21 protein-coding genes are annotated in these 26,259 nt (G+C 70.9%); 7 read left to right on the plus strand and 14 right to left on the minus strand.

Features of this window, described 5'->3' with window-relative positions:
- Positions 1 to 118: 118 nt before the first annotated feature.
- The 5 genes from ACWCP0_RS33095 to ACWCP0_RS33115 form a co-directional block, all read right to left on the minus strand.
- Positions 119 to 2,647 carry a Pls/PosA family non-ribosomal peptide synthetase gene (locus ACWCP0_RS33095; protein ID WP_451082446.1) on the minus strand — a complete coding sequence of 843 codons (2,529 nt, stop codon included), beginning with the start codon at positions 2,645 to 2,647 and terminating at the stop codon, positions 119 to 121.
- Between the two features lie 456 nt (positions 2,648 to 3,103).
- Positions 3,104 to 3,268 (minus strand): hypothetical protein, encoded by a 165-nt coding sequence (locus tag ACWCP0_RS33100; RefSeq protein WP_451082447.1) that lies wholly within the window; start codon positions 3,266 to 3,268, stop codon positions 3,104 to 3,106.
- A gap of 59 nt (positions 3,269 to 3,327) precedes the next feature.
- Positions 3,328 to 3,726 carry a hypothetical protein gene (locus ACWCP0_RS33105; protein WP_451082448.1) on the minus strand — a complete coding sequence of 133 codons (399 nt, stop codon included), beginning with the start codon at positions 3,724 to 3,726 and terminating at the stop codon, positions 3,328 to 3,330.
- 56 nt (positions 3,727 to 3,782) lie between these two features.
- Positions 3,783 to 5,270, minus strand: a complete 1,488-nt coding sequence (locus ACWCP0_RS33110; RefSeq protein WP_451082449.1) for a sensor histidine kinase — start codon at positions 5,268 to 5,270, stop codon at positions 3,783 to 3,785.
- Positions 5,267 to 5,977, minus strand: a complete 711-nt coding sequence (locus ACWCP0_RS33115) for a response regulator transcription factor (protein WP_451082450.1) — start codon at positions 5,975 to 5,977, stop codon at positions 5,267 to 5,269. Before ACWCP0_RS33115 ends, ACWCP0_RS33110 begins: the two co-directional genes overlap by 4 nt.
- 360 nt (positions 5,978 to 6,337) lie before the next feature.
- Between ACWCP0_RS33115 and ACWCP0_RS33120 the strand changes: the two genes are divergently transcribed.
- The 5 genes from ACWCP0_RS33120 (at position 6,338) to ACWCP0_RS33140 (ending at position 11,318) form a co-directional block, all read left to right on the plus strand.
- Positions 6,338 to 8,134: a pectate lyase gene (locus ACWCP0_RS33120; protein WP_451082451.1), complete on the plus strand. Its 1,797-nt coding sequence runs from the start codon at positions 6,338 to 6,340 to the stop codon at positions 8,132 to 8,134.
- Positions 8,135 to 8,253: 119 nt separating this feature from the next.
- Positions 8,254 to 8,790 carry a hypothetical protein gene (locus ACWCP0_RS33125; RefSeq protein WP_451082452.1) on the plus strand — a complete coding sequence of 179 codons (537 nt, stop codon included), beginning with the start codon at positions 8,254 to 8,256 and terminating at the stop codon, positions 8,788 to 8,790.
- A 124-nt stretch (positions 8,791 to 8,914) separates the two neighbouring features.
- Positions 8,915 to 9,361, plus strand: coding sequence for a DUF7144 family membrane protein (locus ACWCP0_RS33130; protein ID WP_451082453.1), 447 nt, complete (start codon positions 8,915 to 8,917; stop codon positions 9,359 to 9,361).
- Between the two features lie 11 nt (positions 9,362 to 9,372).
- Entirely contained in the window at positions 9,373 to 10,803 is a 1,431-nt protein-coding gene (locus ACWCP0_RS33135; RefSeq protein ID WP_451082454.1) for a gluconokinase, GntK/IdnK-type, read from the plus strand.
- 161 nt (positions 10,804 to 10,964) lie between these two features.
- Positions 10,965 to 11,318, plus strand: a complete 354-nt coding sequence (locus ACWCP0_RS33140) for a hypothetical protein (RefSeq protein ID WP_451082455.1) — start codon at positions 10,965 to 10,967, stop codon at positions 11,316 to 11,318.
- Between the two features lie 45 nt (positions 11,319 to 11,363).
- Here ACWCP0_RS33140 and ACWCP0_RS33145 read toward each other — a convergent pair whose 3' ends face one another.
- The 7 genes from ACWCP0_RS33145 to ACWCP0_RS33175 all read right to left on the minus strand — a co-directional run bounded on the left by ACWCP0_RS33145 (position 11,364) and on the right by ACWCP0_RS33175 (position 19,248).
- Positions 11,364 to 12,719 (minus strand): LLM class flavin-dependent oxidoreductase, encoded by a 1,356-nt coding sequence (locus ACWCP0_RS33145; RefSeq protein ID WP_451082456.1) that lies wholly within the window; start codon positions 12,717 to 12,719, stop codon positions 11,364 to 11,366.
- Between the two features lie 82 nt (positions 12,720 to 12,801).
- On the minus strand, positions 12,802 to 13,758 hold the full coding sequence (locus ACWCP0_RS33150) for an ABC transporter permease (RefSeq protein ID WP_451082457.1): 957 nt from the start codon (positions 13,756 to 13,758) through the stop codon (positions 12,802 to 12,804).
- Between the two features lie 14 nt (positions 13,759 to 13,772).
- Positions 13,773 to 14,609 carry an ABC transporter ATP-binding protein gene (locus ACWCP0_RS33155; protein WP_451082458.1) on the minus strand — a complete coding sequence of 279 codons (837 nt, stop codon included), beginning with the start codon at positions 14,607 to 14,609 and terminating at the stop codon, positions 13,773 to 13,775.
- A gap of 4 nt (positions 14,610 to 14,613) precedes the next feature.
- The gene (locus ACWCP0_RS33160) at positions 14,614 to 15,648 is read right to left on the minus strand and encodes an ABC transporter substrate-binding protein (protein ID WP_451082459.1); all 1,035 of its coding nucleotides are present in this window, start codon (positions 15,646 to 15,648) and stop codon (positions 14,614 to 14,616) included.
- Between the two features lie 50 nt (positions 15,649 to 15,698).
- Positions 15,699 to 16,271, minus strand: coding sequence for an NADPH-dependent FMN reductase (gene ssuE, locus ACWCP0_RS33165; protein ID WP_451082460.1), 573 nt, complete (start codon positions 16,269 to 16,271; stop codon positions 15,699 to 15,701).
- Between the two features lie 82 nt (positions 16,272 to 16,353).
- Positions 16,354 to 17,307, minus strand: coding sequence for a TauD/TfdA dioxygenase family protein (locus ACWCP0_RS33170; protein ID WP_451082461.1), 954 nt, complete (start codon positions 17,305 to 17,307; stop codon positions 16,354 to 16,356).
- A gap of 654 nt (positions 17,308 to 17,961) precedes the next feature.
- Complete coding sequence (locus ACWCP0_RS33175; RefSeq protein WP_451082462.1) at positions 17,962 to 19,248, minus strand: MFS transporter; 1,287 nt, start codon at positions 19,246 to 19,248, stop codon at positions 17,962 to 17,964.
- A gap of 55 nt (positions 19,249 to 19,303) precedes the next feature.
- On the opposite strand from ACWCP0_RS33175, the gene ACWCP0_RS33180 reads away from it, so the two are divergent.
- Positions 19,304 to 20,278 carry an ArsR/SmtB family transcription factor gene (locus ACWCP0_RS33180; RefSeq protein WP_451082463.1) on the plus strand — a complete coding sequence of 325 codons (975 nt, stop codon included), beginning with the start codon at positions 19,304 to 19,306 and terminating at the stop codon, positions 20,276 to 20,278.
- Positions 20,279 to 20,387: 109 nt separating this feature from the next.
- Here the strand turns inward: ACWCP0_RS33180 and ACWCP0_RS33185 are convergent, their stop codons facing one another.
- Both ACWCP0_RS33185 and ACWCP0_RS33190 read right to left on the minus strand, forming a co-directional pair.
- A complete protein-coding gene (locus tag ACWCP0_RS33185) occupies positions 20,388 to 22,871 on the minus strand; it encodes a SpoIIE family protein phosphatase (protein WP_451082464.1) in 2,484 nt (827 codons plus the stop codon).
- A 2-nt stretch (positions 22,872 to 22,873) separates the two neighbouring features.
- Positions 22,874 to 25,039, minus strand: a complete 2,166-nt coding sequence (locus ACWCP0_RS33190) for a SpoIIE family protein phosphatase (protein WP_451082465.1) — start codon at positions 25,037 to 25,039, stop codon at positions 22,874 to 22,876.
- A 696-nt stretch (positions 25,040 to 25,735) separates the two neighbouring features.
- On the opposite strand from ACWCP0_RS33190, the gene ACWCP0_RS33195 reads away from it, so the two are divergent.
- The gene (locus ACWCP0_RS33195; protein ID WP_451082466.1) at positions 25,736 to 26,257 is read left to right on the plus strand and encodes a hypothetical protein; all 522 of its coding nucleotides are present in this window, start codon (positions 25,736 to 25,738) and stop codon (positions 26,255 to 26,257) included.
- The last annotated feature ends 2 nt before the right edge of the window (positions 26,258 to 26,259 follow it).

Consider the following 26,259-nt stretch of genomic DNA (forward strand, 5'->3'; position numbering starts at 1 on the left):
CGGATCAACCACCCACCGCGGGACCGGCGCGAAACCACCACCCAACAGCACACCCCGCCAGAACTCCCGACCGGCATCCAAACCGCTCACATGCGCTCCCATCGGATCCACCCCTTTCTCACCGCTCTGCTATCGCAGGCTGATAGGGGGCATCTCGCAATTCCGTGGCCGGGTTTCCGCCCCACCGTGCGTGCTGAGGCATTTCCTCGCCCTTCATGAGGAAGGAGTCCGCGGCGAGTACCGAACCGTCGCCCATGGTCACGCCGTAATGGACGTGTGCCTGTACGCCGAGGGTGCAGCCGGTACCGATCGTGCTGTACGCGGACTTGAACGTGCCGTCCTCCTGCGAGTGGCACTGGACCTTGCTCGACAGATTCAGGGTGCAGTCGTCCCCGATCGTGGTGAGCGTCCGTTCCGTCAGGGCGCATCCGTCGTCGAAGACCCGCTTGCCGAGCCGGACTCCCAGCATTCGCCAGACGAGATTCTTGAACGGAGTTCCGTTGAATGCGGCGAGGTATTCGTCAGGGACCTTCCAGAGGCGCTCGTGCCACCAGAAGTACGGATCGTAGATGGAGCACAACTGCGGTTCGAGCCGGCGGAACCCCGTGATGAGGCGCTCCACCAGGGTGAAGTAGACCGCGGTGAATGCAAGGGCGATTGCCAGGTAGAAGGCAATCATCAGCAGCCCGAATACTCCGTACATATCGACGGTGGCGAGGCCGAGGAGTGTGAGTCCGAAGACGTGCATCCAGCGCACGAACAGCCAGAATCCCATCGTGCGGATGTTGTAACGGTTCTTGGCGGCGAGGTGACGGTGCAGTTCACCCTCTGACCTGAGATGGTCGAAACGGGAGTCGCGCTCCACCGATCGGGGAATCTCGAAGCATGGCGAGCCGAGCAGGCCCACACCCTCGCGGACGTCGCCGTCGAGCGGAATCATCACCTTCGTGGCGAGCAGACAGTTCTCGCCGGTCCTGCCTCCCGAAGGATAGGCAATGTTGTTCCCGAGGAAATTGTGCGGACCGATCGATGTCCGAGAAACCCGGAAGGACGTGCTCGAGAAGTCGGCATTCATGATGGACAGCCCGTCGGCCACCATCGTCCCGCTGCCGACCGCACTCAGATACGGAGACTCCTGCAGAACCCTGGAACCGAAATTTGATCCGGTCTGCTCGACCCGGGACAAGTCGTATCCGAGAGCCTGCAAATAATGGACGATGTAGGAACTGTCACCGAAGAGCCATATGAAGATCTTGACGTTGGTCATACGGGAAATCGCCCGGTGCAGCGAGTACTGCAGGCCGTACAGCGGATAGGCCTTGTCCGGCTTGATCGCCAGATGCATGAGGCGCGGAGCGGTGAGCAACACGACGAGGCCCAGAACGAGGGAGCCGAAGAACAGGACGAAGGACAGGGCCAGCGCGTCCACGTAGATTCCGGCCGCCGTGAATTCCACCATTCCCGGGCCCAGTACCCTTTTGAGGGCCGGAATCTCGGTCAGCACCATGTAGGCGCCCCCGATGGTCAGCGGCAGGTAGAAGACGAACAGCTGGAGCACGGTCACCAGGCCGTAGCCCGCCCGCCGCAGCGTGCCGCACTGCGCGGGTGCGACCCGCACGTAGTCGACGTCCGCGGACTGGGCCGGGGAACCGTGCCAGCGCTGACCGGCCGGCACCGTCTGACCGCTGTACAGCGCGGACGTGTGGCCGAGTTGGGAACCGTCGCCCATCGACGAGTGGATGTCGAGCACGGTCTTCTCGCCGATGAAGACATCCCGGCCGAGGGTGACCCGGTCGGTCTGGATACGTCCGGCGTGCGCCCGGTAGCACAGGAAGTGCGCCTCTTTGCGGATCACCGTGCCGGCGCCGATCGTGAGCAGATCGGTACAGACAGGAGTGGTGCGGGAGAGGATCGTGACACCCTTGCCGATCCGCGCCCCGAGAGCCCGCAGGTACAGGACGTACAGCGGATTTCCGGGGAAGAAGATCATCGGGTTGGCGTGGATGAGTACCTTGACGGTCCAGAAGCGCAGATAGGTGAGACCCCAGACCGGGAATTCACGAGTCTGCCACCGGCCGATGAGTACCCATTTGGCCGCGATCGGGAAGACGCACATGGCCACGAAGCCGGTGCCGCCGAAAACAACCGCCCGCAGGTAGGTGTCGACCAGACCATTCGCTTCGGACACCCACTCGTAGCCCTGGTCGGCGACAACTCCGGCGAGGGAGCAATAGCCGAGAAAAATCGCGAACTGCGCCGCTCCGCAGAGGACGAACCGCACGGTGCTGCCCGGTGGCACTTCCTCGGCAGGCGTCGGCACCTGTGAATCCACGGACGTGGCGGCCGTGTCGACGAGCGCCGTCGCCAGGCTCCGGATCGTCGGGTGGTGATAGATGTCCTTGATCGACACCGACGGCAGGTCGTCCCGCTTCCTGACCCGTGCACAGAATTGGGCCATTACCAGGGAGTTAGCACACAGGTCCTCGAAGAAGTCGCTGTTGACCGATACTCGCTTCACAGCCACGACGTCAGCCAGCACCTCGGCAAGATTCTTCTCGGTGCTCGTCGCAGGGCCCGCATACCCGCGATCCGCAATCGCGGGTTCATCCGGCCCCGGCGTCACCACCTCGACAGATTTTTCCGCCATGCGAGCTCCTTGAGGAGATGTCGGCCACCGTCGTCCGGCAGGGCCGGCATCCGGTGTCCTCGCGCTCCGGCGGCGGGCGGAGCCGGCAATCCCGAAGCCGCGAGGTCGTGAGCCCTTGTTGGGTCACAAAACGACGATCTCCAGTCTCCGCCGTCCACCGTCGGGTTGCCACTCGGACTCGATCGTTCGGGGGATGGGGTGGCTGTCGCCCGCGCCGGGGCGCCCGCTGGGCCGGACGACGCCTCGGCAGAGGGCGTCCGGCGGCGTGGGGCCGACCCGGCAGTAACCCGGGCGTGAGCCGACCAGAATGCACACAACCATGATCAACGTCGAATTCGGGACCCCTATTCCCCGCCGCTGTCGACCTCGGCAGGAAAATTAGTGCAAAGTTTGCGACGATCCTCGAACACGCGGTCCCGACTTATCCCCTGAGGGGAATTTCCTGAATCCGATTTCTCAGTCGTCATCGCGCGCTGCGGATTCCGCAGCGGCGGCGGCCGATTCCGCGGCATCCACCAGTTCCTGCATCTCCGCGACCTCGGCCGGATCGGTGGTCGCCGAGTCACCGGCCGGCCCGCTGCTCTTTCCGCCGCCGCCCTGCTCGCAGGCGGTGATGCCCATGAGGCCGGTGAGACAGACGGCGGCAGTCGCCACGGCGATGGCGGTGCGCCGGACGGCCGTCACTTTCCGGCCCCGTCGCTGTTCGCCTCGCACCAGGACTTCACCGCGGCCAGGTCCTTCCGGCGCTTCTCGAGCGTCGGGACGAGCGCACGGCGGGAGGTGAGCTTGCCATTGAGGTAGGTCTCGATCTCGGTGTGACCGGCCTTCCCGGCGTTCTCGACGCGCTTCTCCAGCCGGCTGATGGAACCGCGCTGCGTCGCGTCGCCGCCCAGCCGGTCCAGGGCCCGCTCCAGCCGCTTCTCGATCTTCGGCACCCGCTTGCACAGCGCCTTCGCTCCGTCACCGGTCGGCGTGCTCGCCGGCGACGGTGTCCCGGTGTCGGCCGAGGCCGCTCCCGTGGTGGCGAGCAGGGCCGCGACGGCGGTGAAGGCCAGAGCGGCGGTCTTTGCGGTCGTCATGGCGGTCTCCCTTCTGAACGGCGGCGAAGCCCGTGTGCCCGCCGCCCGGCCAGAAGTTAGGACCCGATTTTGTGGAAACCTTGTGGGTGCTGAGCCATTCCGATCAGCCAGTCCCGATCGGCCGGCAGCGACGGCACGGTTTCCCCGCGCACCGGGAGCCTGACCTCGAGCCGGGTGCCGTCGCCCGACGGCCGGTCCTGAACCCGGACGCTGCCGCGGTGCAGGGCCGTCTGCTGTGCGACGAGGGTGAGGCCGAGTCCGGAGCCCGGGCTGTCCGGTCCGCGCGTGAAGCGGTGGAACACCGCCTCGCGCCGCGAGGGCGGGATGCCGGGGCCGCGGTCGTCCACCGTCAGGACGGCGACCGGTTGCGAAGGGCTCCCGCCCGCTCTCAGCCCCAGCTCGATGCGCGCCCGACCGTCGGCGCTCCGCCCGTGGACGAGGGCATTGGCCAGGAGGTTGTCGACGAGCGTACGCAGCCCGGGCTCCCATCCGTGCACGCTCGGTCGCGGCACCTCCAGGATCACGATCTCCGCCTCGGGATGCCTGCGCCGGGCATCGGCGACCGCGGCGTCGATCACCTCCGCGAGGTCCACCGGGCCGAAGGCGTCGGCCTCGACCAGGTCGCCCCGTCCGAGTTCGCGCAGCATCACCAGCAGGCCCAGCATCCGCGTGTGCTCGCTGTGCAGGTCCGCCAGTACCTCCGTCCGTTCCTGCGCTCCGAGGTCCGGGTGCTCGGTGAGGATCTCCAGGTTCGTCTGCATACTCATCAGGGGGGTGCGCAACTCGTGCGCCGCGGCGGCGGCGAACGACCGTGCGGTGGCCAGGGCGCCCGTGGTTCTGGCGGCCTGCTCGTCGTACCGGGCGAGCACCGTCTGCAGGGTCCTGGCGAGGTCGTCGACCTCGGTGACACCGGTCGGAGCGTGCTCGAGCCTCGCCGCATCGGCCGTCGGGTCGAGTCCGCTGGTGCGCTGCTGCAGCCGGCGCAGCGGGCGGGCCGCGCGGGAGGCGACAGCCAGGCCCAGCAGCCCGGCCACGGGAGCGGCCAGCAGGGCCACGGTCACCACGCGCCTGCGGACGAGTTTCAGCTGGGCCCGGCTCGCGGTGTCGGGTGAGAACAGCCACAGCGTGCCGTCCACACCCGGCCGGGCGCCGCGTACGCGGACCGACAGGACGCGCCAGCTGTCGTTCCCGTCCTCCACGGTGACCGGCCCGGGTGCGCCGGCCGGGAGGGGTAGGGAAGCGCTGGGCTGAGGGCCGCCCGACACGGTTCCCTGGGGCCCGGTCAACCGGATGCCGACGTCCAGCGCGGAGGCGTACAGCTGCCGCTCACGCGCCTGCTCGACCGCCGAGGGCCGGTCGGCCGCCGTGACCCGCAGCAGCCGGCGGGCATCCGCCGCGACCAGTGCCGCCCGCTCCCGCAGATGGGCGTCCTGCTCCGCGTGCAGATCGCGCGCGACCAGCTGGAGAATCACCCAGCCGGCCGCGAGGACCAGCAGCGGCACGGTGATGCCGACTGCGAGCGCGATACGGGTGGACAGTTTCATGCGCTCTGCCCCCTGTCGTCCCAGCGCAGGACGAAGCCGACTCCCCGCACCGTGTGGAGGCACCGTGGGCGGTCGCCGCTCTCCAGCTTGCGCCGCAGATAACTGACGAAGGTGTCGACGGCGTCCGTGCGCACCCCGAAGTCGTATCCCCAGACGCGGTCGAGCAGCTGGTCCCTGGTGAGCACGATTCCCGCATTGCGCGCGAGGACCTCCAGCAGCTCGAACTCCCGCCGGGTCAGCGACAGCAGCTCCCCGCCCAGGCGGGCCTCGCGGGCAGCCGGATCGAGCACGAGCGGACCGACACGCACCACGTCCGTGTCCCTCGCCGGCCGCCGGCGGAGCAGCGCCTCCAGTCGTAGCACCAGCTCCTGCAACGCGAACGGCTTGACCAGATAGTCGTCGCCACCTGCCTGCAGTCCCGCGATCCGGTCCGCCGTCTCATCCAGCGCGGACAGCATCAGGACGGGCACGTCGTTGCCGTCGTCACGCAGGGTTCGGCACACCTGGATGCCGTCGATGTCCGGCATGGATATGTCCAGTACGAGGACATCGGCCGGCCGGCGCCGTACGTGGGCCAGGGCGGGTCCTCCTCCTTCGGCGAGCGAGACGGCGAAACCGGCCAGCCGGAGCCCTCGCTCCAGCGAACGCCGGATCGCCGGATCGTCGTCCACGACCAGCACGCGCCCCCGGCCGACGTCACCGTCCATCCGCTCGCTCCCGCCCTCGGCTGTCCTGCGTCCTCGCAGCCTCGGGGTCTCCGGGGCCGGCCCGTCGGCATCGTAGTGGCCGCCGCGCGGCAGGTCGGGCCGGGTTCGGACGGTGCGCTCCGGAGCCCCTCGCAGTTCAGGTACATGAACCAAAGTCGCCTTGGACCGGCCTTACGGTTCGTATGGATCAGGTATCTGAACAAGATTCATCTGTGCGAACTCTTGAGTCTCGCGAACGACGGGTGATAGGCCTGAGCCCGACGCCGATCCCACCCCCCGCGAACCGTTCCGTCATGCCTGGAGGCGACCTCCTTGAGACCTACCGGAACCGCTGGATCCGCCGGACCGACCGGCACCGCCATGTCCCGCCGCTCTTTCGCCCGGCTCGCCGCAGCGCCCCTCCTCGCCTCCCTGGCCGGCGGCCTGCAGTCCGGCCGGGCGCAGGCCGCGGAGCTGCAGCAGGCGGGCCCCGCGAGTGCCGGCACCGGCACCGTCCCGGCCGCCATGAGGCGCGCGGCCGTCTTCATGGACGAGCACGTGTCGTACCGGGGTGCGTACGTGTGGAGCTACCTGCCCGATCTCTCCACCACCTGGGGCGAGATGGAGGCTCGGCGCACCATGTGCTGGGTCCAGCCGCCCGGCACCCCGACCGTCGGCCACAGCATGCTCGACGCCTACCACGCCACCGGCGACGAGGCGTTCTACCGCGCGGCAGAGCGCACCGGTCTCGCCCTCGCCGACGCCCAACTGCCCGTCGGCGGCTGGAACTACATCCACGACTTCGCCGGCGAGGCCTCACTGCGCCGGTGGTACGACACCATCGGGGCCAACGGATGGCGCCTCGAGGAGTTCCAGCACTACTACGGCAACGCCACCTTCGACGACGCGGGCACCTCCACCGCCGCACAGCTGATCCTGCGCCTGTACATCGAGCGCCGGCACCCGAGGTTCAAGGCCTCGCTGAACCGCGTCATCGACTTCATGCTCAAGGCCCAGCTGCGCGGCGGCCCCGCGGACGGCGGCTGGCCGCAGCGGTTCCCGGCGTTCTCGGGCGCGGTCGACGAGATGCCCTGGCCCGCCGACCGGCCCTCCTGGCTCGCGCCCGACGTCGGCCACGGCATGGAGGACGGCGACTACACCCGCCACGTCACCTTCAACGACGACGTGCTGGGCGAGAACATCAAGTTCCTGCTCATGTGCGCCTCGACGCTCGGTCGACGGGACCTGAACCGGCCCGTACTGCGCGCGTTGGCCTGCCTGCACCGGCTGCAGCAGCCCGGTCCGCAGGCCGGATGGGGACTCCAGCACCTCGCGTACCGCGTGGGCGGCCGCCCCGCGGGCGCACCCGCCGGGGCCCGGTCCTACGAGCCCCGGGCCCTGACCACGCACACCACCCAGGCCAATGTGCGCCAGCTGTTCCACTACTTCCGGCTGACCGGCGACCACGCGTACCTCCGCCGCGTGCCCGAGGCCATCGCCTGGCTCGAGAGCTGCGCCCTCACCAGCCGGCAGAAGGAGGAGAACCCGCGGCTGATGAGCTCCACGCATCCGACGTTCGTCGAACTGGGCACCAACCGGGCCCGCTTCGTCCACCGGTTCGGATCCAACATCCGCAACGGTGCCTACTACTGCGACCACGACCACCGGAACACCCTGAGCCACTACTCCGGCGGGCGCTCGATCGACATCGCGGGGCTCAAGGCCACGTACGACGAGCTCATGTCGCTGAGCCCCGCCGAGGTCGCCGACCTGCGCGCCCGGTCCCCGCTCACACCCGGCCGGCTCCGCGAGCTGCCCCCGTACTTCAGCATCCGTGATCTCGACCTGACCGACCTGTTCCGGGACGCCCCCCTGCCCCTGCCCCCGGTGACCGAAGCCGAGGCGAGCGCCCTGGTCGACGACCTCGGCACCAAGGACCACTGGCTGACCCGCATCGGCAACGCCACCAACCCCTACCGGGGACCGGCTCCCGCAACTCCGTACGACGGCACGGCCTACATGAGCAAGCATGTCGGCGACACGTACGACACATCGCCCTACAACCCGCTCGACGTGCCGGGGGAGCCGCCCTACCGGCCGCAGGAGAGCGCACTCGGGATCACCTCCTCGGCCTTCACCGGGAACATGGCCAAACTGATCGCCCACGTCTCCGGCTGACGGCGCTTGCCGAATCGCTTCCTGCACGAACGCATGCTCGGGCATCCTCGTTGCGGAAACTGCGCGTTGCGGGCGCGGCGCGTGCCGTCGATGCGGTGCAGGGGAAGCAGGGTGGGGGCATGAGACGTGGGCCGGGCGCCACCGGGCTGCTGACAGCGGTTCTGTTGCTGTCGGGGTGCAGTTGGACGGACGCGGCGACGGACGAAGGGCACGGCACCGCGAGCAGTCCGCCGACGACCGCGTCCCCGCCGCCGCCTCCGTCCCGGCCTCCGTCGTCCGAGCCGCCGTCGGCGTCACCTTCGCCCACCGCCGCGCTCACCGGCAAGGAGGAACAACTGGTCGCCGCGACCCTGACGGGCGGCATCGACGGCCGCCACGAAAGTGTCGTCGTGAGCGGTGACGGCTCGTACACCCGCTTGATCCGCGGCAGGACCGTGGCGTCCGGCCGCATGGAACCGGTCGAACTCGCCGCGCTCCGCACGGCGCTGGCGGACGCCGACTTCCCGCATCTGCCCCGGATCTCCATGGGCGAGCCGGTCCTGGACGGACGCGTGTACGCGATCATCCACGGCGGCCGTGAGGTCGTGACCGGTGACCCGGCGCCGCCGCCCGCGCTGAGCAAGGTGATTGCGGCGCTGCCCTTCGAAGCCGGCTGATTACGTTCGGTGCGTCAGGGCGGTGCTCGAGGTGCGATCCGCGCCGCCGTGGCCGAGATTGGAGGTATCCGAACGTCCGCTCGCGTCCCGCCGGCAACCGGCGGGACGCGCGGAAGGAGCGACCATGGCCAGTCATGTGAGCGGAAGCCAACAAGGCAGCGCACAAGGCGGCGCAGCGCCCACTCCCCGGGGGAACGGCTTCGCGACGGGGTGGATGGTGTTCGCCGCGGTCCTGATGGTCTTCGGCGGATTCATGGCCCTCTTCGCGGGCATATCGGCCATCGCCAACGACGATGTGTTCTTCGCCACCCGCAACTACGTCTTCAGGTTCAACCTGACGAGCTGGGGCTGGATCCATCTCATACTCGGGATCGTCCTCATCGTCGCGGGGCTCGCGCTGTTCAAGGGCGCCACCTGGGCGAGGGCCGTCGGTGTCGTGCTCGCCGGACTGGCCATGCTCGCGAACTTCATGTGGCTGCCCTACACGCCGTTCTGGGCACTCGTCCTCATCGCGATCGACGCCTTCATCATCTGGGCGCTCTGCGCGGCTCCCCGCCCGTCGGGGACCTGACACCGAACGCCGTGACGCCACCCCTCGCGCTTCTCGTCGTCGGTGTGTCGGGATCGGGAAAGTCCACCGTCGGGCGCATGCTCGCGGACCGGCTCCGGTGGTCGTTCCTGGAGGGGGACGACCTCCATCCCCCGCCGAACCGGGCCAAGATGGCTGCCGGCGTGCCCCTGACCGACGAGGACCGCCTGCCGTGGCTCCACACCATTGCCGGGCGGATCGACGAGGCGGTCGCCGCGCGGCGCCCCGTCGTGGTGACATGCTCCGCGCTCAAACGCGCCTACCGGGACTACCTGCTCACCGGCCGCCCCCGCACACGCGTGGTGTACCTGAAGGGTTCGCGGGAACTCCTGCGCTCCCGCATGGCCGCCAGGCAAGGACACTTCTTCCCCGCCGAACTGCTGGACAGCCAGTTCGCCGACCTCGAGGAGCCCACCCCCGACGAAGATGTGTGGGTGGTGCCGGTGGACCGGCCGCCGGAGGCCGTCGTCGAAGCCGTCGTCCCGCTCCTGCGCCAGGCCGCGGCATACGCCACCGGCGAGCAGTGGGAACTGCGCCATGGCCCCCAAACGGCCGTCGTGGCACAGCTGGGAAGCGCCCTGCGGCACTACTCGGTGGGCGGGCGGCCCGTGCTGGCCGGTTTCGACGCCGACACACCGATCACCGGCGGCCGCGGCCAACTCCTCGTACCCTGGCCCAACAGAGTGGGCGGCGGCCGCTACACCTGGAACGGCCTGGACCTCCAACTCCCCCTGACGGAGCCGACGAGGAACAACGCCATCCACGGCCTGCTCCGCTGGACCCCCTGGAACCTGCTGGAGCACGGTGAGGACGTGGTGCGTGCGGGCACCACGCTCTTCCCCCAGCCCGGCTACCCCTTCCTGCTCCGCATCACCGCCGAGTACCGGCTCGGCCCCGGAGGACTCGCCGTCACCGTCACCGCGGCGAACCTCGGGGAGACCGTGGCGCCGTACGGAGCGGGTCAGCACCCCTACCTCACGGTCGGCACCGACCTGGTGGACGAGGCGGTGCTGACCGTGCCCGCACGACAGTGGCTGCGCACCGACGAGCGGGGCCTGCCGGTCGGCAGCGAGCCGGTCGAGGGCACGGCCTATGACTTCCGTACCGCCAGGCCCATCGGCGACCTGGCCCTGGACACGGCGTTCGCGGGGCTCGACCGGGACTCCTCCGGCCGGGTCGCCGTCCGGCTGGCGCATCCCTCCGGGCAGCACGGCGTCGAGCTGTGGCTCGGTGAAGGCGCCGAGTACGTGCAGGTGTTCACCGGGGACACGCTTCCGGAGGCCGAACGCCGCCGCAGCGTCGCCGTCGAGGCCATGTCCTGCCCTCCCGACGCCTTCCGCAGCGGCACGGCGGTCGCCGCCCTCGCCCCCGGTTCCCGGCACGTGCTCCGCTGGGGACTGACGCCGTGGGGGACCTCGACCTGAGGCCGCCCGGCCCGCGAGGAGGAACAGGGCCGGCCTTCTGCGGAAACCGGGCCGCACCGAACCGGTGAGCGTCCGCAGCCATGGCGCCGCGGCGGAGACAGCGGCGTGTCCCATGTGTGCCGTGACGCGACGGTGACTCCGCTACGGCGGCGCACCTCGCCGTGGTCCCGCTCTCCGCCGGCCGGAACACCGCCCCGGCCTCGATCGCGGTGCATCCCAGTGGTCTGCTGGACGTGTTGATCGCGTACTTCGAGGCCGCGTGGGAACGCGTGTACCCGCTGTCTCCGAACGCGGCGGGCGAAGGCGTCAGCGAGACCCCGACCGGCGACATCGACGAACTCGATCTCCGCCTCCTGACCCTGATGCTCACCGGGCTGACCGACCACACGGGGGCCGGCCGGCTGGGCATTTCGCGTCGCACGTACCAGCGCCGTATCGGAGACCTCATGGCCGAGGCAGGGGTCGGCACACGGGTCCAGCTGGGCCGGCACGCCGCCCGCCTGGGCCGGGCGTGAACCGGACGACCCATGCCCCGGTCAACCGGACGACCGTCACCCCGGTCAACCGGCGCGACCCCGCACGCCGGCCGGTGTCCTGCTGAACCGGTTCGCGGGCCTGGCCAGGCCGTAGTGCTCGCGCAGGGTGCGTCCGGTGTAGTCGGTACGGAAGAGGCGCCGGCGCTGCAGCTCCGGCACCACCTGGTCCACGAAGTGCACGAGCCCGCTCGGCAGCAGCGGCGGCATGATGTTGAAGCCGTCGGCGGCGCCCTGTGTGAACCACTCCTCCAACTGGTCGGCGATCTGCTCCGGTGTGCCCGCGAAGACACGATGGCCACGGCCGCCGCCGAGCCGGGCGATGAGCTGCCGGAGGGTCAGGCCGTCGCGGCGCGCGAGCTCGGCGACCAGGGTGAAGCGGCTCTTGTTGCCGTTGATGTCCCGCTCGTCGGGCAGCTCGGGCAGCGGGCCGTCCAGCGGCAGCCCGCCGAGGTCCACGCCTAGCATGCCGGAGAGCTGCGCGAGCCCGTACTCCGGTACCTGGAGCTCGGTCAGCTCCGCCTCCAGGGCGCGGGCCTCGGCCTCCGTGGAGCCGATCACCGGGCAGATCCCGGGAAGGATCTTCAACTCGTCCTCGGCCCGGCCGTACCTGGTCAGCCGGGACTTGAGGTCCTTGTAGAAGGCCTGGCCGTCGGCGAGGCTCTGCTGGGCGGTGAAAACGGCCTCGGCGTACTCCGCGGCGAACTCCTTGCCGTCCTCGGATGAGCCGGCCTGCACCAGCAGCGGATGGCCCTGCGGCGCGCGCGGCACGTTCAGCGGCCCTCGTACGCCGAAGTACTCGCCGCGGTGGTCGATCCGCCGCACCTTGTCGGTGTCCGCGTAGATGCCGCCCGCCCGGTCGAGCACGACGGCGTCGTCCTCCCAGCTGTCCCACAGCTTCGTCGCCACCTCGACGAACTCGCGCGCCCGCCGGTAGCGCAGGCTGTGCTCCAGGTGCTCCTCCTGCCCGAAGTTGCGGGCCTCGTCGACGGTGCCGGAGGTGACGATGTTCCAGCCTGCCCGTCCGCCGCTGAGATGGTCCAGGGAGGCGAACTTGCGGGCGGTGTGGAAGGGCTCGTTGAAGGTGGTGGAGACGGTGGCGATCAGGCCCACGTGCTCGGTCACGGCGGCCAGCGCCGACAGCAGGGTGAGCGGTTCGAAGCCGCCGAGCGCGTTGTGCCGGACCTTGCCCCACAGGGCGAGGCCGTCGGCCAGGAAGATCGAGTCGAGTTTGCCGCGCTCGGCGGTGCGCGCGAGCTCCTGGAAGTAACGCAGGTCGGTGACCCGTTCGGGCTGGGTACGGGGGTGCCGCCAGGCGGCGTCGTGGTGACCGGTGTTCATCAGGAAGGCGTTGAGATGCAGGTGGCGTGGGTGTGACGGCATGGGATTCCTCGGTAGGAGCGGAGACGGAAGGGGGTGGGGAGGTGAGGCCCCGGAGTCGGTCCGGAGCCGGGGCGGCACGGGATCAGCCCGAGGCCGGCACCCGCCAGGAGCTGAGCCGCCGTTCGAGGGCCACCAGTACCTGGTTGAAGATCACTCCGATCGCGGAGATCGTGATGATGCCCGCGTACATCTGCGGGATCGCGAAGTTGTACTGCGAGGCGTTGATCAGATAGCCGAGCCCCGCCTTGGCGCCGATCATCTCGGCGGCCACCAGCACCAGGATGGACACCGCCCCGGCAAGCCGGATGCCGGTGAAGATCGCGGGCACGGATGACGGCAGGATCACCTTCTGGAACATCCGTGGCGCGGACAGATCCATCGACCTCGCCAGCTTCACCAGCGTCGGATCGGCGTTGCGGACCGCGCTGATCGTGTTGAGCAGGATCGGCCAGGTGCACGCGTACACCACGATGGAGATCTTGGAGGTCTCCCCGATTCCCAGCAGCAGGACGAAGACCGGCAGCAGAGCCAGCGCCGCGGTGTTGCGGAACACCTCCAGCAGCGGCCCCAGCAGATCCGCCACCGGCCGGTACCAGCCGATCAGCAGCCCCAGCGGTACGGCGACGGCGACCGCCAGGCCGAATCCGCTGAACGAGCGCACCAGGCTGGCCCGTACGTCGTCGGCGAGCTGCCCGTCGGACAGCAGCTCCCACCAGGCGACGGCCACGTCGCTGAACGGCGGGAGAAAGGTCGCGTCGACGAGACCGAGCCTGGGCGCGGTCTCCCACATGAGGAGCAGCGCCACGACCGCGGCCGACCTGGTGGCGGCGGACAGCAGCAGCCGGAGCGGTCGGCGCAGGGGACGGGGGATCCGGCCGGCGCGGTGCCCCGATCCGCCTGGTGACACAGCGTTGACGTCGGACGGCCGCTCCGCGGCCTTCTCCGGCGCGGTCGTTGCGGTGGTGGCAGGGGGCGCGGTGGTGACAGCGGTTGCGGTGGCACCTCGCGCCGCCGTACGCGTGTCGGCTGCGGGACTCACGGGACTCACGGGACTCATACGGCAGCGCCTTCCTTCTCCAACTGCTGGGCCCTGGCCACCTCGTCGTGCAGCAGCTCCCAGATCCGGTGCCGGTAGTGCGCGAACTCCGGGCTCGACCGCAGATCGTCCGTCGCGCCGCGGGAGGCGAACGAGATGGGTACGACCTCCTTGACGCGCCCCGGCCGGGAGGTCAGGACCGCCACCCGCTGACCCAGGTAGACGGCCTCCTCGATGCCATGGGTGATGAACACGACCGTCTTGCCGGTGCGCTGCCAGATCCGCAGCAGCTCGTCCTGCAGGGACTCCCTGGTCTGGGCGTCCAGGGCCGCGAACGGCTCGTCCATCAGCAGCACATCGGGGTCGTACGCGAGACTGCGGGCGATGGCGACCCGCTGACGCATGCCGCCCGACAGCTCGTGCGGATGCCGGTCCTCGAAGCCGGACAGGCCCACGAGATCCAGATGGGCCCTGGCCCGCTCCGCGCGCTCCCGGCGCGGCACGCCCGTCGCCTCCAGCCCGAACTCGACGTTGCCCTGTGCCGTGCGCCAGGGCAGCAGCGCGTACTGCTGGAAGACGATGCCCCGGTCGACGCCGGGTCCGGTGACCGGCACACCGTCCAGCAGGATCCGCCCGGACGTGACCGGAGCCAGGCCGCCCAGGAGATCCAGCAGCGTCGACTTGCCGCAGCCGCTGGGGCCGACGACGACCACGAACTCGCCGGCCCCGATCCGCAGGTCGATGCCGTCGAGCGCGGTGAACCCGGTGGTCTGCCGTGCGCCCGTACGGTCCTTGACGGGAAACGTCTTGTGCACGCGCTCGAAGACGATCTTCGGTGTGGTGGACCCGCTCATGCCCTCAGCTCCCGCTTCCCTTGCCGTACGCGTTGAACTCGTTGGTGTAGAGGTCGGACGCCGTGATCCGGCCCTTGGCGATGTCGCCGCGCTCGCCCAGCCAGTCGATCCACAGCTGGAACTGCTCGTCCGTGATCCGTCCTGCCGTCTCGGCGACGCCGTAGGAGCGCCAGTACTTCAGCGATGCCGTGTCCTCGTTGCGGCCCCGCTTGTTCACGATCTCCGTCATCCGGGCCACCACCTCCTCGCGCGGAGTGGTGCGGGACCACTCGATCGCCCTGGCCACGGCGGTGACGAAGGTCCGGGCCGTGTCGGGGTTGCGTTTGATGAAGCGGTCGGTCATGACGTACGTCCCCGCGCTGAAGGCGCCGAGCAGCTGATGGTCGGTGAACAGCGGGCGGATGCCCCCGGTCGCCAGGGCCCTGTCGCGCAGGATGCCGCCGAGGACGGCGACGTCGATCTGCCGCCGGCGCAGCGACTGCTCGGTGTTGACGGGCGGCACCACGAGCGGCTCGACCTTGTCGATGTCCGCAGGGGACAGTCCGTTGCGCTGCAGATAGATTGTGAGCATCGCCTCGGCATGGGCCCCGAGCGTGTTCATCCCGACCTTCTTGCCGATCAGATCACGGGCCGAACGGATCGGGCTGTCGTCCAGGACGTAGTAGCCGCTGTACGCGTGGCGGTCGGATCCGTAATAGCTGACGACGGCCTTGATGGGGGCCTTGCTCGCGGCCAGTTTGACGACCGCGCCGTTGAACGCCCCGCCGAAGTCGGTCTGGCCGGTGGCGGCCGACTGGATGTCCTGCGGGCCGCTGATCGTGTTGCCGATCCACTGGAGTGTCACGTCCCCGAGGAATCCGAGGTCCTCGGCCAGTTCCGGCAGTGTGACCTGGCCTGCCGCTCCCTGGTATCGCAGGGTTTTCGTCCGAGCCGAGCCGGCGGCGTCCCCGGCGGTCGCCCGGCCGCAGCTCACCGCGGCCGCCGAGATGCCGAGCAGGGTGAGGAACTGGCGTCGGGATGTCGCTGTCAACGTGGGCATGGGTGGTTCCCTTTTCGAGGCGGGGCGGGAGCACGGCAGTTCGTGCCGTGCTAGGAGGCGGCGCTGAGGGCGGAATCGGCGCCGAGGGAGGATGCGGCGGGCAGCGCGTCGACGAAGTCCTCGACCGCCCGGAACAGTTCCCCCTCCGCCTCGGGCTGGACACGGACGCCGCCGCCGGGCCGGAGCTCGATCGCCGTGTCGAGGAGGAACCGCCCGGCGACGACATGCCGCGCACCGAGGGCGGACAGCACCGGGCGCAGGGCGTAGTCGATGGTCAGGACGTGAGCCGGACTGCCGCCGGTCGCGAGGGGCAGCACCGTCTTGCCGGCGAGCCCGGCCTGCGGCAGCAGGTCCAGGAACGCCTTGAGCAGGCCTGTGTACGAGGCCTTGTAGACCGGTGTGGCGATGATGAGGCCGTCGGCGGCCTCCACGTCGTGCAGCGCCCGGCGCAGCGCGGCGTGGTCGGTCCGGCCCGCCAGCAGCTCCGCCGGCGGAAGGTCCCGTACGGCCAGGTGTGCTGCGTCGAGACCGGCGCGCGACAGCCGCCGGACGATGTGCTCCAGCACCAGGGCGGTGCGTGAGGTGGCGGACGGGCTTCCGGAAATGGCGAGCAGCCTGGACAACGCGGTCTCCTTCAACGGGCGTTCGGTGTGTGGTTGGAGCGGATCGCGGAGGGCCGGTGCCGCGGCACCGGTCCGCGTCCGGTCAGGCGCCGTGCGACGCGCCCGACGGGACGCCGAAGGCCGGCTCCGGCACGCTGTCCGGCTCCAGCAGCTGCGAGGCGCGGCCGTCGGTCCCGACCGGGACATCGCCGTCGATGGTCACGCGGCGCAGCTTGCGCTCGTGGTCGTCGGAGTCGTCCACGCCGTAGTGCTGGGTGGCACGGTTGTCCCAGATGGCGACGTCGCCTTCCCGCCACTGCCAGCGCACGGTGTTCTCAGGGCGCTCGATGTGCGACTGGAAGAGGTCCACGAGGGCCCGCGAGTCGGTGCCGGGAAGACCGCTGATGCGCTGCACGAAGTTGCCGAGCAGCAGGGTGCGTTCGCCGGTCTCCGGGTGCACCCGGACGACCGGGTGCTCGGTGCGGAACGTGGTGGACGTGAAGACCTCGCGGTACTGGGCGAGCGCCTCGGGCAGCGCGTCGGGGCGCAGCGCCACGTAGTCGTAGTCGTTGGAGTGCACGGCGCGCAGGCTGTCGGCGAGCGTGCGCAGGGGAGCGGGGAGATTCTCGTACGCGGTGGCCGTGTTGGCCCACAGGGTGTCGCCTCCGTAGGGCGGGATCGTCACGGCCCGCAGGATGGAGAACGCCGGGTAGGCGGGCACGAACGTGACGTCGGTGTGCCACTGGTTGGCGCGCCCGCCGTGGTCGGAGTCGATGCCCAGGGAGTAACGCCCGTCGGCGGACGGCACGGTGGGGTGGGCGACCGGCGTGCCCAGCAGGCGGGCGAACCCCTCGTGGCTCTCCTCGTCGAGGTGGTCCTGGCCGCGGAAGAAGACGACCTTGTGGGCGAGCAGCGCGGCCCGCACGGCCGCGACCGTCTCGGCAGCGAGGTCGGGGCCGAGGCGGACCCCGGAGATCACGGCGCCGAGCCGGCCTCCGACCTTCTCCACGGTCGGCTCCCGGGTGGTGCGGACGCCGGTGGTGATCGCTGAAGTCATGGTGTGCTCCTCTCTCAACCCCTCCGTGGCGGCCTGTTCGGGCGCTGCCCGGGGCGACGGGAAGGGGGTGCTGCAGGAAGGGGGATGGATTCGTTCACAGGGGAGTCATGCGGTCCGGGAGCGTTCCGCAGTACGCAGTACGCAGCAGGTGAAGCCGGACCGGCGGGGCGCGGTGCTCAGACGCGCGGCATGGCCGTACAGCGGCTCGTACACGCCTCCGACGCAGGGCGTCGGCACAGGTCGTGGAGCCGCACAACGGGAATGCTCGTCGCGGACATGGCCCGGAGCGTGGCAGCGGCCCGCCGCACCGGTCAAGGGCGGTCGGAGGCCGGTCCGGTGGGTCGCCACTGGTGGAATCGGGGCCGGCGCCGCCGACCGTGCGGTGCTCATCCGAGGGCTGTCGAACCGTCCCTGACCTGCGGCTTCACCTGTCAGGACGGCTGCGCGCCGCGACAGGCTCAGGACCGGCCGAAGCCCGCGCTCCGGACACCGACGATTTCACGCCACCGCAACGCGTCGGCCACGACCGGCAACAGCGCGGAAGGAAGCCCGTGACGCTCGCCCGGCCCGGCCTGCGTCGCATGAGCACTTCAGTGCCCGCGTTCGGGTGTCGGGGGCCCTCCGCCTCGACGTGCACCCGGAGGCGACGACGCCTCAGGCCTGAGCCTTTGCCGCACCGCCGACACCGGGCACTGCGGCCGGCTGCCGCGGCAGCTCGCGCCGCGTGCGTACCGGGGAGAGGAAGACGGGCAGAAAGGCCAGCGTCAGACAGCCGCCGCCCACCCACAGCGCGGTGCGCACTCCGGCGAACTCACCGATCAGGCCGGCCAGGGCCGAGCCGACGGCCAGCGCACCGGTGAGCATGAAACGGAAGGTCGCGTTCATACGGCCGAGGAGCGGATCGGGCGTCAGGCCCTGGCGCAGGCTGACCCCGAGCACGTTGTCGATGCCCATCTTGAAGGTGGCGAGCAGCCAGCCGGCCGCCGCGAGCCAGAGCCACGGGCCCCGGTCGACGAGCGGGATGACCAGCGCCACCGGAGCCATGCAGAGACCGACCAGGCCCAGCGCGCGGCCGTGACCCAGTCGGCGGGCGACGGGGCGGGCGCAGCGCGCGCCGAGGAAGATGCCGACCCCGCCGAACGCCCAGTACAGGCCCAGCACGCCGGCGGACAGCCCCAGTTCACGGGTGAACAGCAGAGGAAGCAGGGTGTTGACGAGCTGCGCGCCGAGGTTGTTCAGGGACGCGGTGAGCGCGAGCGCCCGCAGCTCCCTGTTGCCGAGGACATGACGCAGCCCCTCGGCGATCTGTGCCCTCAGGCCGGCCGGCGGCCGCGCGGGCCCGGACCCCGCCGACGCCGGCTGCGCCCGGCCGACCCCGCCGAGCCGAAGCGCCGAGGCGAGGTGGAGCACGCCCACGCTCACCACGGCCACCGGTGCCGTCAGCAGCTGCACGAGCCCGCCGCCCGCGCCCCTGCCGGCCACATTGCCCGCCGCCTGGAGGCTCACCACCGCGGCGTTCGCCCGCACCAGCCCTTCGCGGCCGACCAGCTGCGGCAGCACGCTCTGCGAGCCCACGTCGAAGAAGACCGTGGCGCAGCCGTTCAGCAGGACGACCGCGTACAACTGGCCGAGCGTCAGTGCGTCCAGCGACCAGGCCACCGGCACGGAGGCGAAGAGCCCGGCCCTTGCCAGCTCCGCGGCGATCAGCACCCGGCGATGGCGCATCCGGTCCACCCATGCCCCCGCCGGCAGGCCGATGACGAGGAAGGCCACCGTGCTGAGGGTGGCCAGCAGCCCCACCTGGGCCGGGCTCGCGTGGAGAGCGGAGACGGCGATCAACGGGACGGCGACGTAACCGATGTTGGTACCCAGCTGGCTGAGCGCGGTGGCCGTGAACAGGGTGCGGAAGCCGGGTGTCCGCCAGGGGTTCTCCGTAAGCATGATCGGTACGGTGCCGGGGGCGCACGCCGCGTACCAATGATTTAGCCTCGGCCGAATGCTGGTGGAAATCGAGTTCTCCGCCGAGGACGTGGCCCGCACGCGCTTCGCCGTCTCCCCGCTGTGGGAGGTGGTGGCGAGCGTGCGGGTGCTCAAGGGCGCCGACCTGCAGGGCATGCACCGGCGCTGGGCCGAGCAGGTGCGCCCGCGGCTCGCGGCGGCGAAGCTGGACCTTGCGCCGCTGTTCGGACTGATCGCCGTGCCGACCGTGGGCATCCCCGGGTTCCTGGTGCCGCCTCCGACCACCCCGCAGCCCTCGCTCGACGTGGAACTCGCCGCGCTGCGGGCCACATCGCACGCTCTGCTCCGTACGACCTCTCCCGGCGCCGAGGCGGCTGTCGCCGCGCTGCGCGAGGATCCGGAGCGCGGACTCGGCCGGCTCGCGGACGTGATCAGCGCGTACTGGGAGGTGGCGCTCGCGCCGTACTGGCCGCGCATCCTCACCCTCTTCGAGGGCGACATCCTGCACCGCGCCGGGCACTTCGCCGAGGGCGGCGCGCGGCGCCTCTTCGACGACCTCGACCCGCAGCTGGCCTGGGAGTCGGGCACCCTGCAGATGAACCACGGCTGCACCGGCGGGGTGCGCCGGCTGGACGGCCGGGGGCTGCTGCTCGTGCCCTCGGCCTTCACCTGGCCGCGGATCTTCTCGACGCTCGGCAGCCCGGACTGGCAGCCCACTCTGCGCTACCCGCCACGCGGCGTCGGCACGCTGTGGGAGCAGCGTGCGCAGCCGTGCTCCGACGCCCTGTCCGGCGTGCTCGGCCGCACCCGCGCCCTGCTGCTTGCCGAGCTGGCCGCCCCCGCCTCCACCACAGACCTGGCCCGCCGCATCAACCACTCCCCGGGAGGCGTGTCCCAGCACCTCACGGCACTGCGTGCGGCGGGCCTCGTGCGCGCCCACCGCACGGGGCGGGTGGTGCTCTATGCGCGCACGAGTGTGGGAGAGGCGCTGATACGGGGGAGTGGCGACTGATCCCGCCGGATCGGCTCCCGCCGGATCGGCTTTCCGACCGGTCGGCTGCCATATGACGACTTCGGTCCCGTCGGCTCCCGTCCGGTCGTCGGGACGGGACCGGGACCTACTACGTGGGGTCCAGGGGCTGTTCGGCCCAGATGGTCTTGCCGTCGCGCGTGTACCGGGTGCCCCAGCGCTCGGTGAGCTGTGCCACCAGGAAGAGCCCGCGGCCGCCCTCGTCCGTGGTCCGGGCCCGGCGCAGGTGCGGGGAGGTGCTGCTGGTGTCGGACACCTCGCAGATCAGCCGGCGGTCGCGGACGAGCCGCAGACCGATCGGGCCGCCGCCGTACCGGATGGCGTTGGTGACGAGCTCACTGACGATCAGTTCGGTGGTGAAGACCAGCTCCTCCAGTCCCCACTCGGCCAGTTGGGCGGCCGCCAGCGTCCGGGCCTCGGCAGCGGCGGTGGCCTCCACGGGCAGCTCCCACACGGCCACCTTCTCGGTCGCCAGCACGCGCGTTCGGGCGAGGAGCAGGGCCACGTCGTCGGCGACGTCATCGGTCGGCCGGTCGTGCAGCAACCTGCCCTCGACCGTCCTGCAGACGTCCTCCAACGAGTCCGCAGGCATGGCCAGTGCGCCGCACAGATCCGCCAGGCTCTCGTCGACGTCCCGCTTGCGGGCCTGGATGAGTCCGTCGGTGTAGAGGGCCAGGAGGCTGCCTTCCGCCAGCTCCAGCTCCGCGGTCTCGAACGGCAGCCCGCCCAGACCCAGCGGCGGACCCGCGGGCACGTCGAGGAGGTGCACCTCTCCGTCCGGGGTCACCACGACCGGCGGCGGATGCCCGGCGCGGGCCAGGGCGCAGTTCCGCGAGACCGGGTCGTACACCGCGTACAGACAGGTCGCGCCCACGATCTGGGGACGGCGTGGGCCGGACCCGTCGGGCTCCCCCGCCCCGTGGGCGGGCTCCTGCTCGGCGGCCAGACGGTCCACGAGATCGTCGAGGTGAGAGAGGACCTCGTCCGGCGCGAGGTCGAGATTGGCCAGGGTGTGCACGGCGGTGCGCAGCCGGCCCATGGTGGCGGCGGCGTGGATGCCGCGACCGACCACATCGCCGACCACGAGCGCGACACGCAGCCCGGAGAGCGGGATGACGTCGAACCAGTCACCGCCGACGCCCGTCGTGGCGTCGGCCGGCACGTAGCGGTGGGCGACTTCGACCGCGGGGTGCCCCGGCACCTCGTGCGGGAGCAGGCTGTGCTGCAGCGTGAGGGCCGCCAACTGCTGCTGGGTGTAGCGGCGTGCGTTGTCGATGCAGACCGCGGCACGGGACGCGAACTCCTCTGCGAGCCTGAGGTCGTCCTCCTCGAACGGCTCGGTCCGGTGCCACCGCCACAGACTCAGGATGCCGAGCCCGAGTCCCCGCGCGATCAGCGGTACCACCATCAGCGAAGGAGTACCGAGGCTCCGGACGCGCACGGCCCGCTCCGGGTCGCCGACCAGCCACCTGACGATGCTTTCGAGCTCTGTGTCGAGGACCGGACGTCGTGCGGCCAGGCTTCGCGCCTGCGTGCTCTCCGGCGGGATGTCGATCGTGCGGCCCACCGGATACATCGCCCTCCCGCCGTCCGGCAGGATGCTGAGGACCGCCGCCCGCTGCACCGTGGTGAACGGCCCCTGCACCGGCTCCTCACCGCGGATCACCGGCTCCTGCAGATCCACGGAGACACATTCGGCCAGGTCCGGGACCGCCACCTCGGTCAGCTCCCTTGCGGTTCTCCCCACGTCCAGCGTGGTCCCGATGTGGGCGCTGGCCTTGTTGAGCAGGGCGAGCCGACGCCTCGCCCGATGGCGCTCGGTCACGTCCACGATCGTCTCGGTCACGCCGAGGATCCGTCCGGAGGCGTCCTCCATCCGGAACGCCGACACCGAGACGAACAGGTCCTGGACGGGACCGTGTCGCGTACGGCAGTGCTGCTCGGCGAAGACCGAGGACCGGCCCGTCTCCAGTACCTTCCGCAGTTCCCGCTCCACCGTTTCCGTGTCCTCCGGGATCAGGAAGTCGCCGATGCGCAGTCCGCGGTGCTGCTCGACCGGGAGCCCGCTGAAACGGGCGAGCGCCCGGTTCACCCGCAGGATGGTCAGGTCCGGCGCGTGGACGGCCACGCCGATCGGGCAGCGGCTGAACACCCCGTCGAGTACGGAGCGGTCCGTCTCCCACTGGATCACCTCTTCGGCGGGCGCGGCGACGAGAAACCACTCGTGGTACGAGTCGTGCATGCCCCGGGAGCCGCCCTTCGTGAGCACCCGGGCCCGGCAGCCCACCGCGATCCGGTGGCCGTCGCGGTGCCGCACGGGGACGACTCCGAACCACCCGCGGTCGTGCCTGCAGGCGGCCACCGCGTCCATGACGACGTCGCGGTCGCGGGGATGGACCAGGAAACCGCACGCCGGACGCCCGAGCGCCTCCTCGGGCGGGTAGCCGAACAGCGCCTCGGCCCGCTCGCTCCAGCCGACGAGGTTCCCGCGGTCGTCCAGCACCGCCGAGGCCGCCAGCCGCACCGCGAACGGGTCGTCCGGGCTCTCGTGGAACGCCGTCAGGGGTGCGCCCATGGTTACCACCGTTGCCCTTGCGCGTTCCGGGCGGGATCGTGCGGATCCCGCCGCCCGGGATGGGTCGTGACCGAGCCCGGAAGGGGCAGTGCTCTGGCGAGCAGGACGGCCACGTCGTCCCGCGCCGTGGCGGGCAGCAATCTGTCGAGGACGCCTTCGCAGATCTCCTCCAGCGGGCGGTCGAGGTGCCGCAGCGCCTGGGCGAGTTCGTGCATGCCCTGGTCGAGGTCCCGGTGACGTGTCTCGATGAGGCCGTCGGTGTACAGCGCCAGCAGACTGCCGGGGGGCAGCAGCACCTGCTCGGTCCGGAAGTCCTGACCGCCCGCTCCCAGCGGTGTTCCCGAGGGGCCGTCGAGGAAGGCGATCGTCCCGCGGGCGTCGGCGACGGCCGGGGGCGGATGGCCGGCCCTGGCGAGCAGACAGCGGCCGGCGGCCGGGTCGTGGACCGCGTAGACGCACGTCGCCATTTCGTTCTCGCCCAGGTCGGCCACGGCGGCGTCGAGGGAGTGCAGCATCCGGTCCGGGGGGACGTCGTGACGTGCCAGCGTGCGGACCGCTGTGCGCAGCTGACCCATGACGGCTGCCGCATGGATCCCGTGCCCCATCACGTCACCGATGACCAGCCCGGTGCGGCCGCCGGGCAGGGCGATGGCATCGAACCAGTCGCCGCCGACCTCGTGGTCGCTGGCGGGGAGGTAGCGTCCGGTGAGTTCCAGGCCGGTCACGTCGGGCAGTAGATTGTCCGACAGGCTGCGCTGCAGGGTCAGGGCCGCGGCGCGCTGGCCGGTGTACATGCGCGCGTTGTCGATGTACAGCGCCGCGCGGGCGACGAGCTCGTCGATGAGCACGAAGTCCTGCTCGTCGAACGGCTCGCGGCCGCGGGTGCGCGCCAGCACCACGGCGCCGAGCACCTTGCCGCGGGCGACGAGCGGAACCAGTCGCCCGCAGCTCATGCGGGCACCCAGGTACTCGCGCAGCGGCTCGGCGTGCGGCCCGGGCATCAGGGCCGGAAGGTCCGCCAGGGAGAGGTTCATCGGCAGCCCTTCGGCGATGACCCGCTCGTACACGGAGCCGAGGGGGACCTGGAAGGTCTGGCCGGCCACGAGCTGTGCGGTGGGTGCGGACGGATCGGGGAAGGTGGCCGCCAGACGGCGCACCACGCCCTGTGCGCAGGCGGTGGCCTCGTCGGGATCGAGCACCTCCGCCAGCACCTGCACATCGGCCGAGTCGGCCACCCGGGGTACCAGCACCTGCACCACCTCCTCGGCCGTCTGCCGCAGGTCCAGGGTGGTTCCGATCCGGGTGCCCGCCTCGGCCAGCAGGGCGAAGCGCCACCGCGCCTCTTCGGCGGCGGTCTGCGCCTGCTGTCGGTCGGTGATGTCGATCAGGGAGGCGATCAGCCCCAGCTGCCTCCCGGTGCGGTCGACGAGCGGCGCGCACGAGCAGGACCAGGTCCGGTCGGAATCGGGCTCCGGGGCGATACCGGATCGGGATCCGGGACCGGAACGGGGACGACTCGTGCGGCGTACGTCGACCACGGCCTCACCGCCCTCCATGACCTGCCGCATCACCGCCTCCAGCGCCGTGGCGTTGACGCCCGGCGCGACCTCCGTGGGGCGCTTGCCGACGTGCTCGGCGGCAGGCACCCGGTTCATCCGTGCCAGCGCGTCGTTGACCCGGATGAACCGCAGATCGGGGTCCACCATGGCCAGACCGATGGGGGACTGGGTGAACAGGCCCTCCAGGGCGGCCAGCGAATCCCGCATACGCATCACCACGGAGGTCTCCACGGCGATGATGAGCATCCCCTTGTCTCCCTGCGCACCGGGAGCCGGGCAGATCCACATCTCCATGTGCACCGGGTGCCCGTCGCGGTGCCGCGCCGGGAGGGCTCCGACGACCGCCTCGCCGGCCAGGACCTGCTCCTTCAGCTCCTCGGCCAGCTGCCAGTTGGCCTCGGGCACCAGAACCGCGAGCGCGTCCCTGCCCAGCACCTGGTCCGGTGACCAGCCGAGCAGGTCCTGGGCGGCGAGCGACCACTCCGCGATGCGCCCCTGCGCGTCGACCCTCCACAGCGCGATGGGAAGCAGCTCGCTGAGCACTCCCGCGTACCCGACCACCGACAAGGGCTGGTCCGGCACATCGCTCGTCGGCTTGTGTGTGTCCAACGCAACGACCTAACCCCGGGGCGCTGTGCCCGACGGCCGCTCCCGGGCGACGCGTTTGACCGGGTGCATTTCCTATCAAAACACCCTATCCGAGCCGCTGCGGTCGGCGAGCGGAGCGTACGGGGTGTGAGCCACCTGCCACCTGCGGCCCTGCCGCGCGGGGCCCGGCGCGCCGGCCGCAGGGTCCCGGATCACGGTCCGTCGGGTGGGGGTTGCCGCCCTCCGCCCTGATCGTTTCGGTGCAGTGGTGAGCGGAGCGGAGCGGACGGCGGCGACCCCGGTGTTCCCTGCCGGTACGCCATGTGCGCGACGGCGACGGCGGCCGGCACCGTTCCCATGGCGCCGGCGCCCACCGTCCGTGAATCCGGCGCCACCGTGGTGAGCGACGCCCCGTCGTCGGGGCGGCGCAGACGCATCCGCGTCTTCGTTCCCTTCACGCCGATGCGCACGAGGTGGAAGTCGGCATGCGGGCGACCGGCGTCCGTGATCGTCCCTCCGATTCCCCGACGGCGGAGTCGACGGCACACACGTTGATGCCGCAGGAGTGGAGTGGCACCGGGGGGCACCGTGAGAAGCCGTCCTGCCGACGACGGCATCCCTGTGTCCGGTCGGCTACGTTGTGTCACTGGAGTGGGTGGTCGGGCTCGCTGGAGTGGACGCTCCGGCACAGTGGCATCGCCGCGGAAGGGCGCACATATGACCTCGCAGCCGAGCACCGCCGCAACGGCGGCTCGGGCCGGTGACACCGCAGCCGCACGGCTCAAGGAACGGATCTACGCGACCATCACTCTGACCGCCGTCGTGGTCGCACTCGCCGAGACGGACGAACCCGACCACGTCGAGGCGGCACTCACCGTGGCCGTGACGGCGCTCGGGATCTGGCTGGCCACGCTCGTCGCAGACGAGCAGTCGCACCGAGCGGTGAGCGGGCGCGGCGCCACCCGGCGGGAGATCCGGACGGCGCTGCACGTCTCCAGTCCCTTGCTGCTCACCGCCGTCGGGCCGCTGGTGCTGATCGCCCTGTCGGCGCTCGGGGCCATGGGCCTGGTCACCGCCCTGCTGATCGGTGCCGGCGTGGAGGTGGCCACCCTGTTCCTGTGGGGCTGGCGGACCGGTCTGAGGATGGGCAACGGGCCGGTCAGTGCACTGATCTCCGGTCTGCTGGACACCGCGATCGGCGTAGGGGTCGTCGCCGTGAAGCTCCTCGCAGGCCACTGACC

The sequence above is a fragment of the Streptomyces sp. NPDC001970 genome, assembly GCF_053594115.1.

Bases quoted from the DNA above. Each gene is read 5' to 3' on its own strand.
- ACWCP0_RS33095 (WP_451082446.1), bottom strand. From the start codon at position 2,647: ATGGCGGAAAAATCTGTCGAGGTGGTGACGCCGGGGCCGGATGAACCC.
- ACWCP0_RS33100 (WP_451082447.1), bottom strand. From the start codon at position 3,268: ATGGGCATCACCGCCTGCGAGCAGGGCGGCGGCGGAAAGAGCAGCGGG.
- ACWCP0_RS33105 (WP_451082448.1), bottom strand. From the start codon at position 3,726: ATGACGACCGCAAAGACCGCCGCTCTGGCCTTCACCGCCGTCGCGGCC.
- ACWCP0_RS33110 (WP_451082449.1), bottom strand. From the start codon at position 5,270: ATGAAACTGTCCACCCGTATCGCGCTCGCAGTCGGCATCACCGTGCCG.
- ACWCP0_RS33115 (WP_451082450.1), bottom strand. From the start codon at position 5,977: ATGGACGGTGACGTCGGCCGGGGGCGCGTGCTGGTCGTGGACGACGAT.
- ACWCP0_RS33120 (WP_451082451.1), top strand. From the start codon at position 6,338: ATGTCCCGCCGCTCTTTCGCCCGGCTCGCCGCAGCGCCCCTCCTCGCC.
- ACWCP0_RS33125 (WP_451082452.1), top strand. From the start codon at position 8,254: ATGAGACGTGGGCCGGGCGCCACCGGGCTGCTGACAGCGGTTCTGTTG.
- ACWCP0_RS33130 (WP_451082453.1), top strand. From the start codon at position 8,915: ATGGCCAGTCATGTGAGCGGAAGCCAACAAGGCAGCGCACAAGGCGGC.
- ACWCP0_RS33145 (WP_451082456.1), bottom strand. From the start codon at position 12,719: ATGCCGTCACACCCACGCCACCTGCATCTCAACGCCTTCCTGATGAAC.
- ACWCP0_RS33155 (WP_451082458.1), bottom strand. From the start codon at position 14,609: ATGAGCGGGTCCACCACACCGAAGATCGTCTTCGAGCGCGTGCACAAG.
- ACWCP0_RS33160 (WP_451082459.1), bottom strand. From the start codon at position 15,648: ATGCCCACGTTGACAGCGACATCCCGACGCCAGTTCCTCACCCTGCTC.
- ACWCP0_RS33170 (WP_451082461.1), bottom strand. From the start codon at position 17,307: ATGACTTCAGCGATCACCACCGGCGTCCGCACCACCCGGGAGCCGACC.
- ACWCP0_RS33175 (WP_451082462.1), bottom strand. From the start codon at position 19,248: ATGCTTACGGAGAACCCCTGGCGGACACCCGGCTTCCGCACCCTGTTC.
- ACWCP0_RS33180 (WP_451082463.1), top strand. From the start codon at position 19,304: ATGCTGGTGGAAATCGAGTTCTCCGCCGAGGACGTGGCCCGCACGCGC.
- ACWCP0_RS33185 (WP_451082464.1), bottom strand. From the start codon at position 22,871: ATGGGCGCACCCCTGACGGCGTTCCACGAGAGCCCGGACGACCCGTTC.
- ACWCP0_RS33195 (WP_451082466.1), top strand. From the start codon at position 25,736: ATGACCTCGCAGCCGAGCACCGCCGCAACGGCGGCTCGGGCCGGTGAC.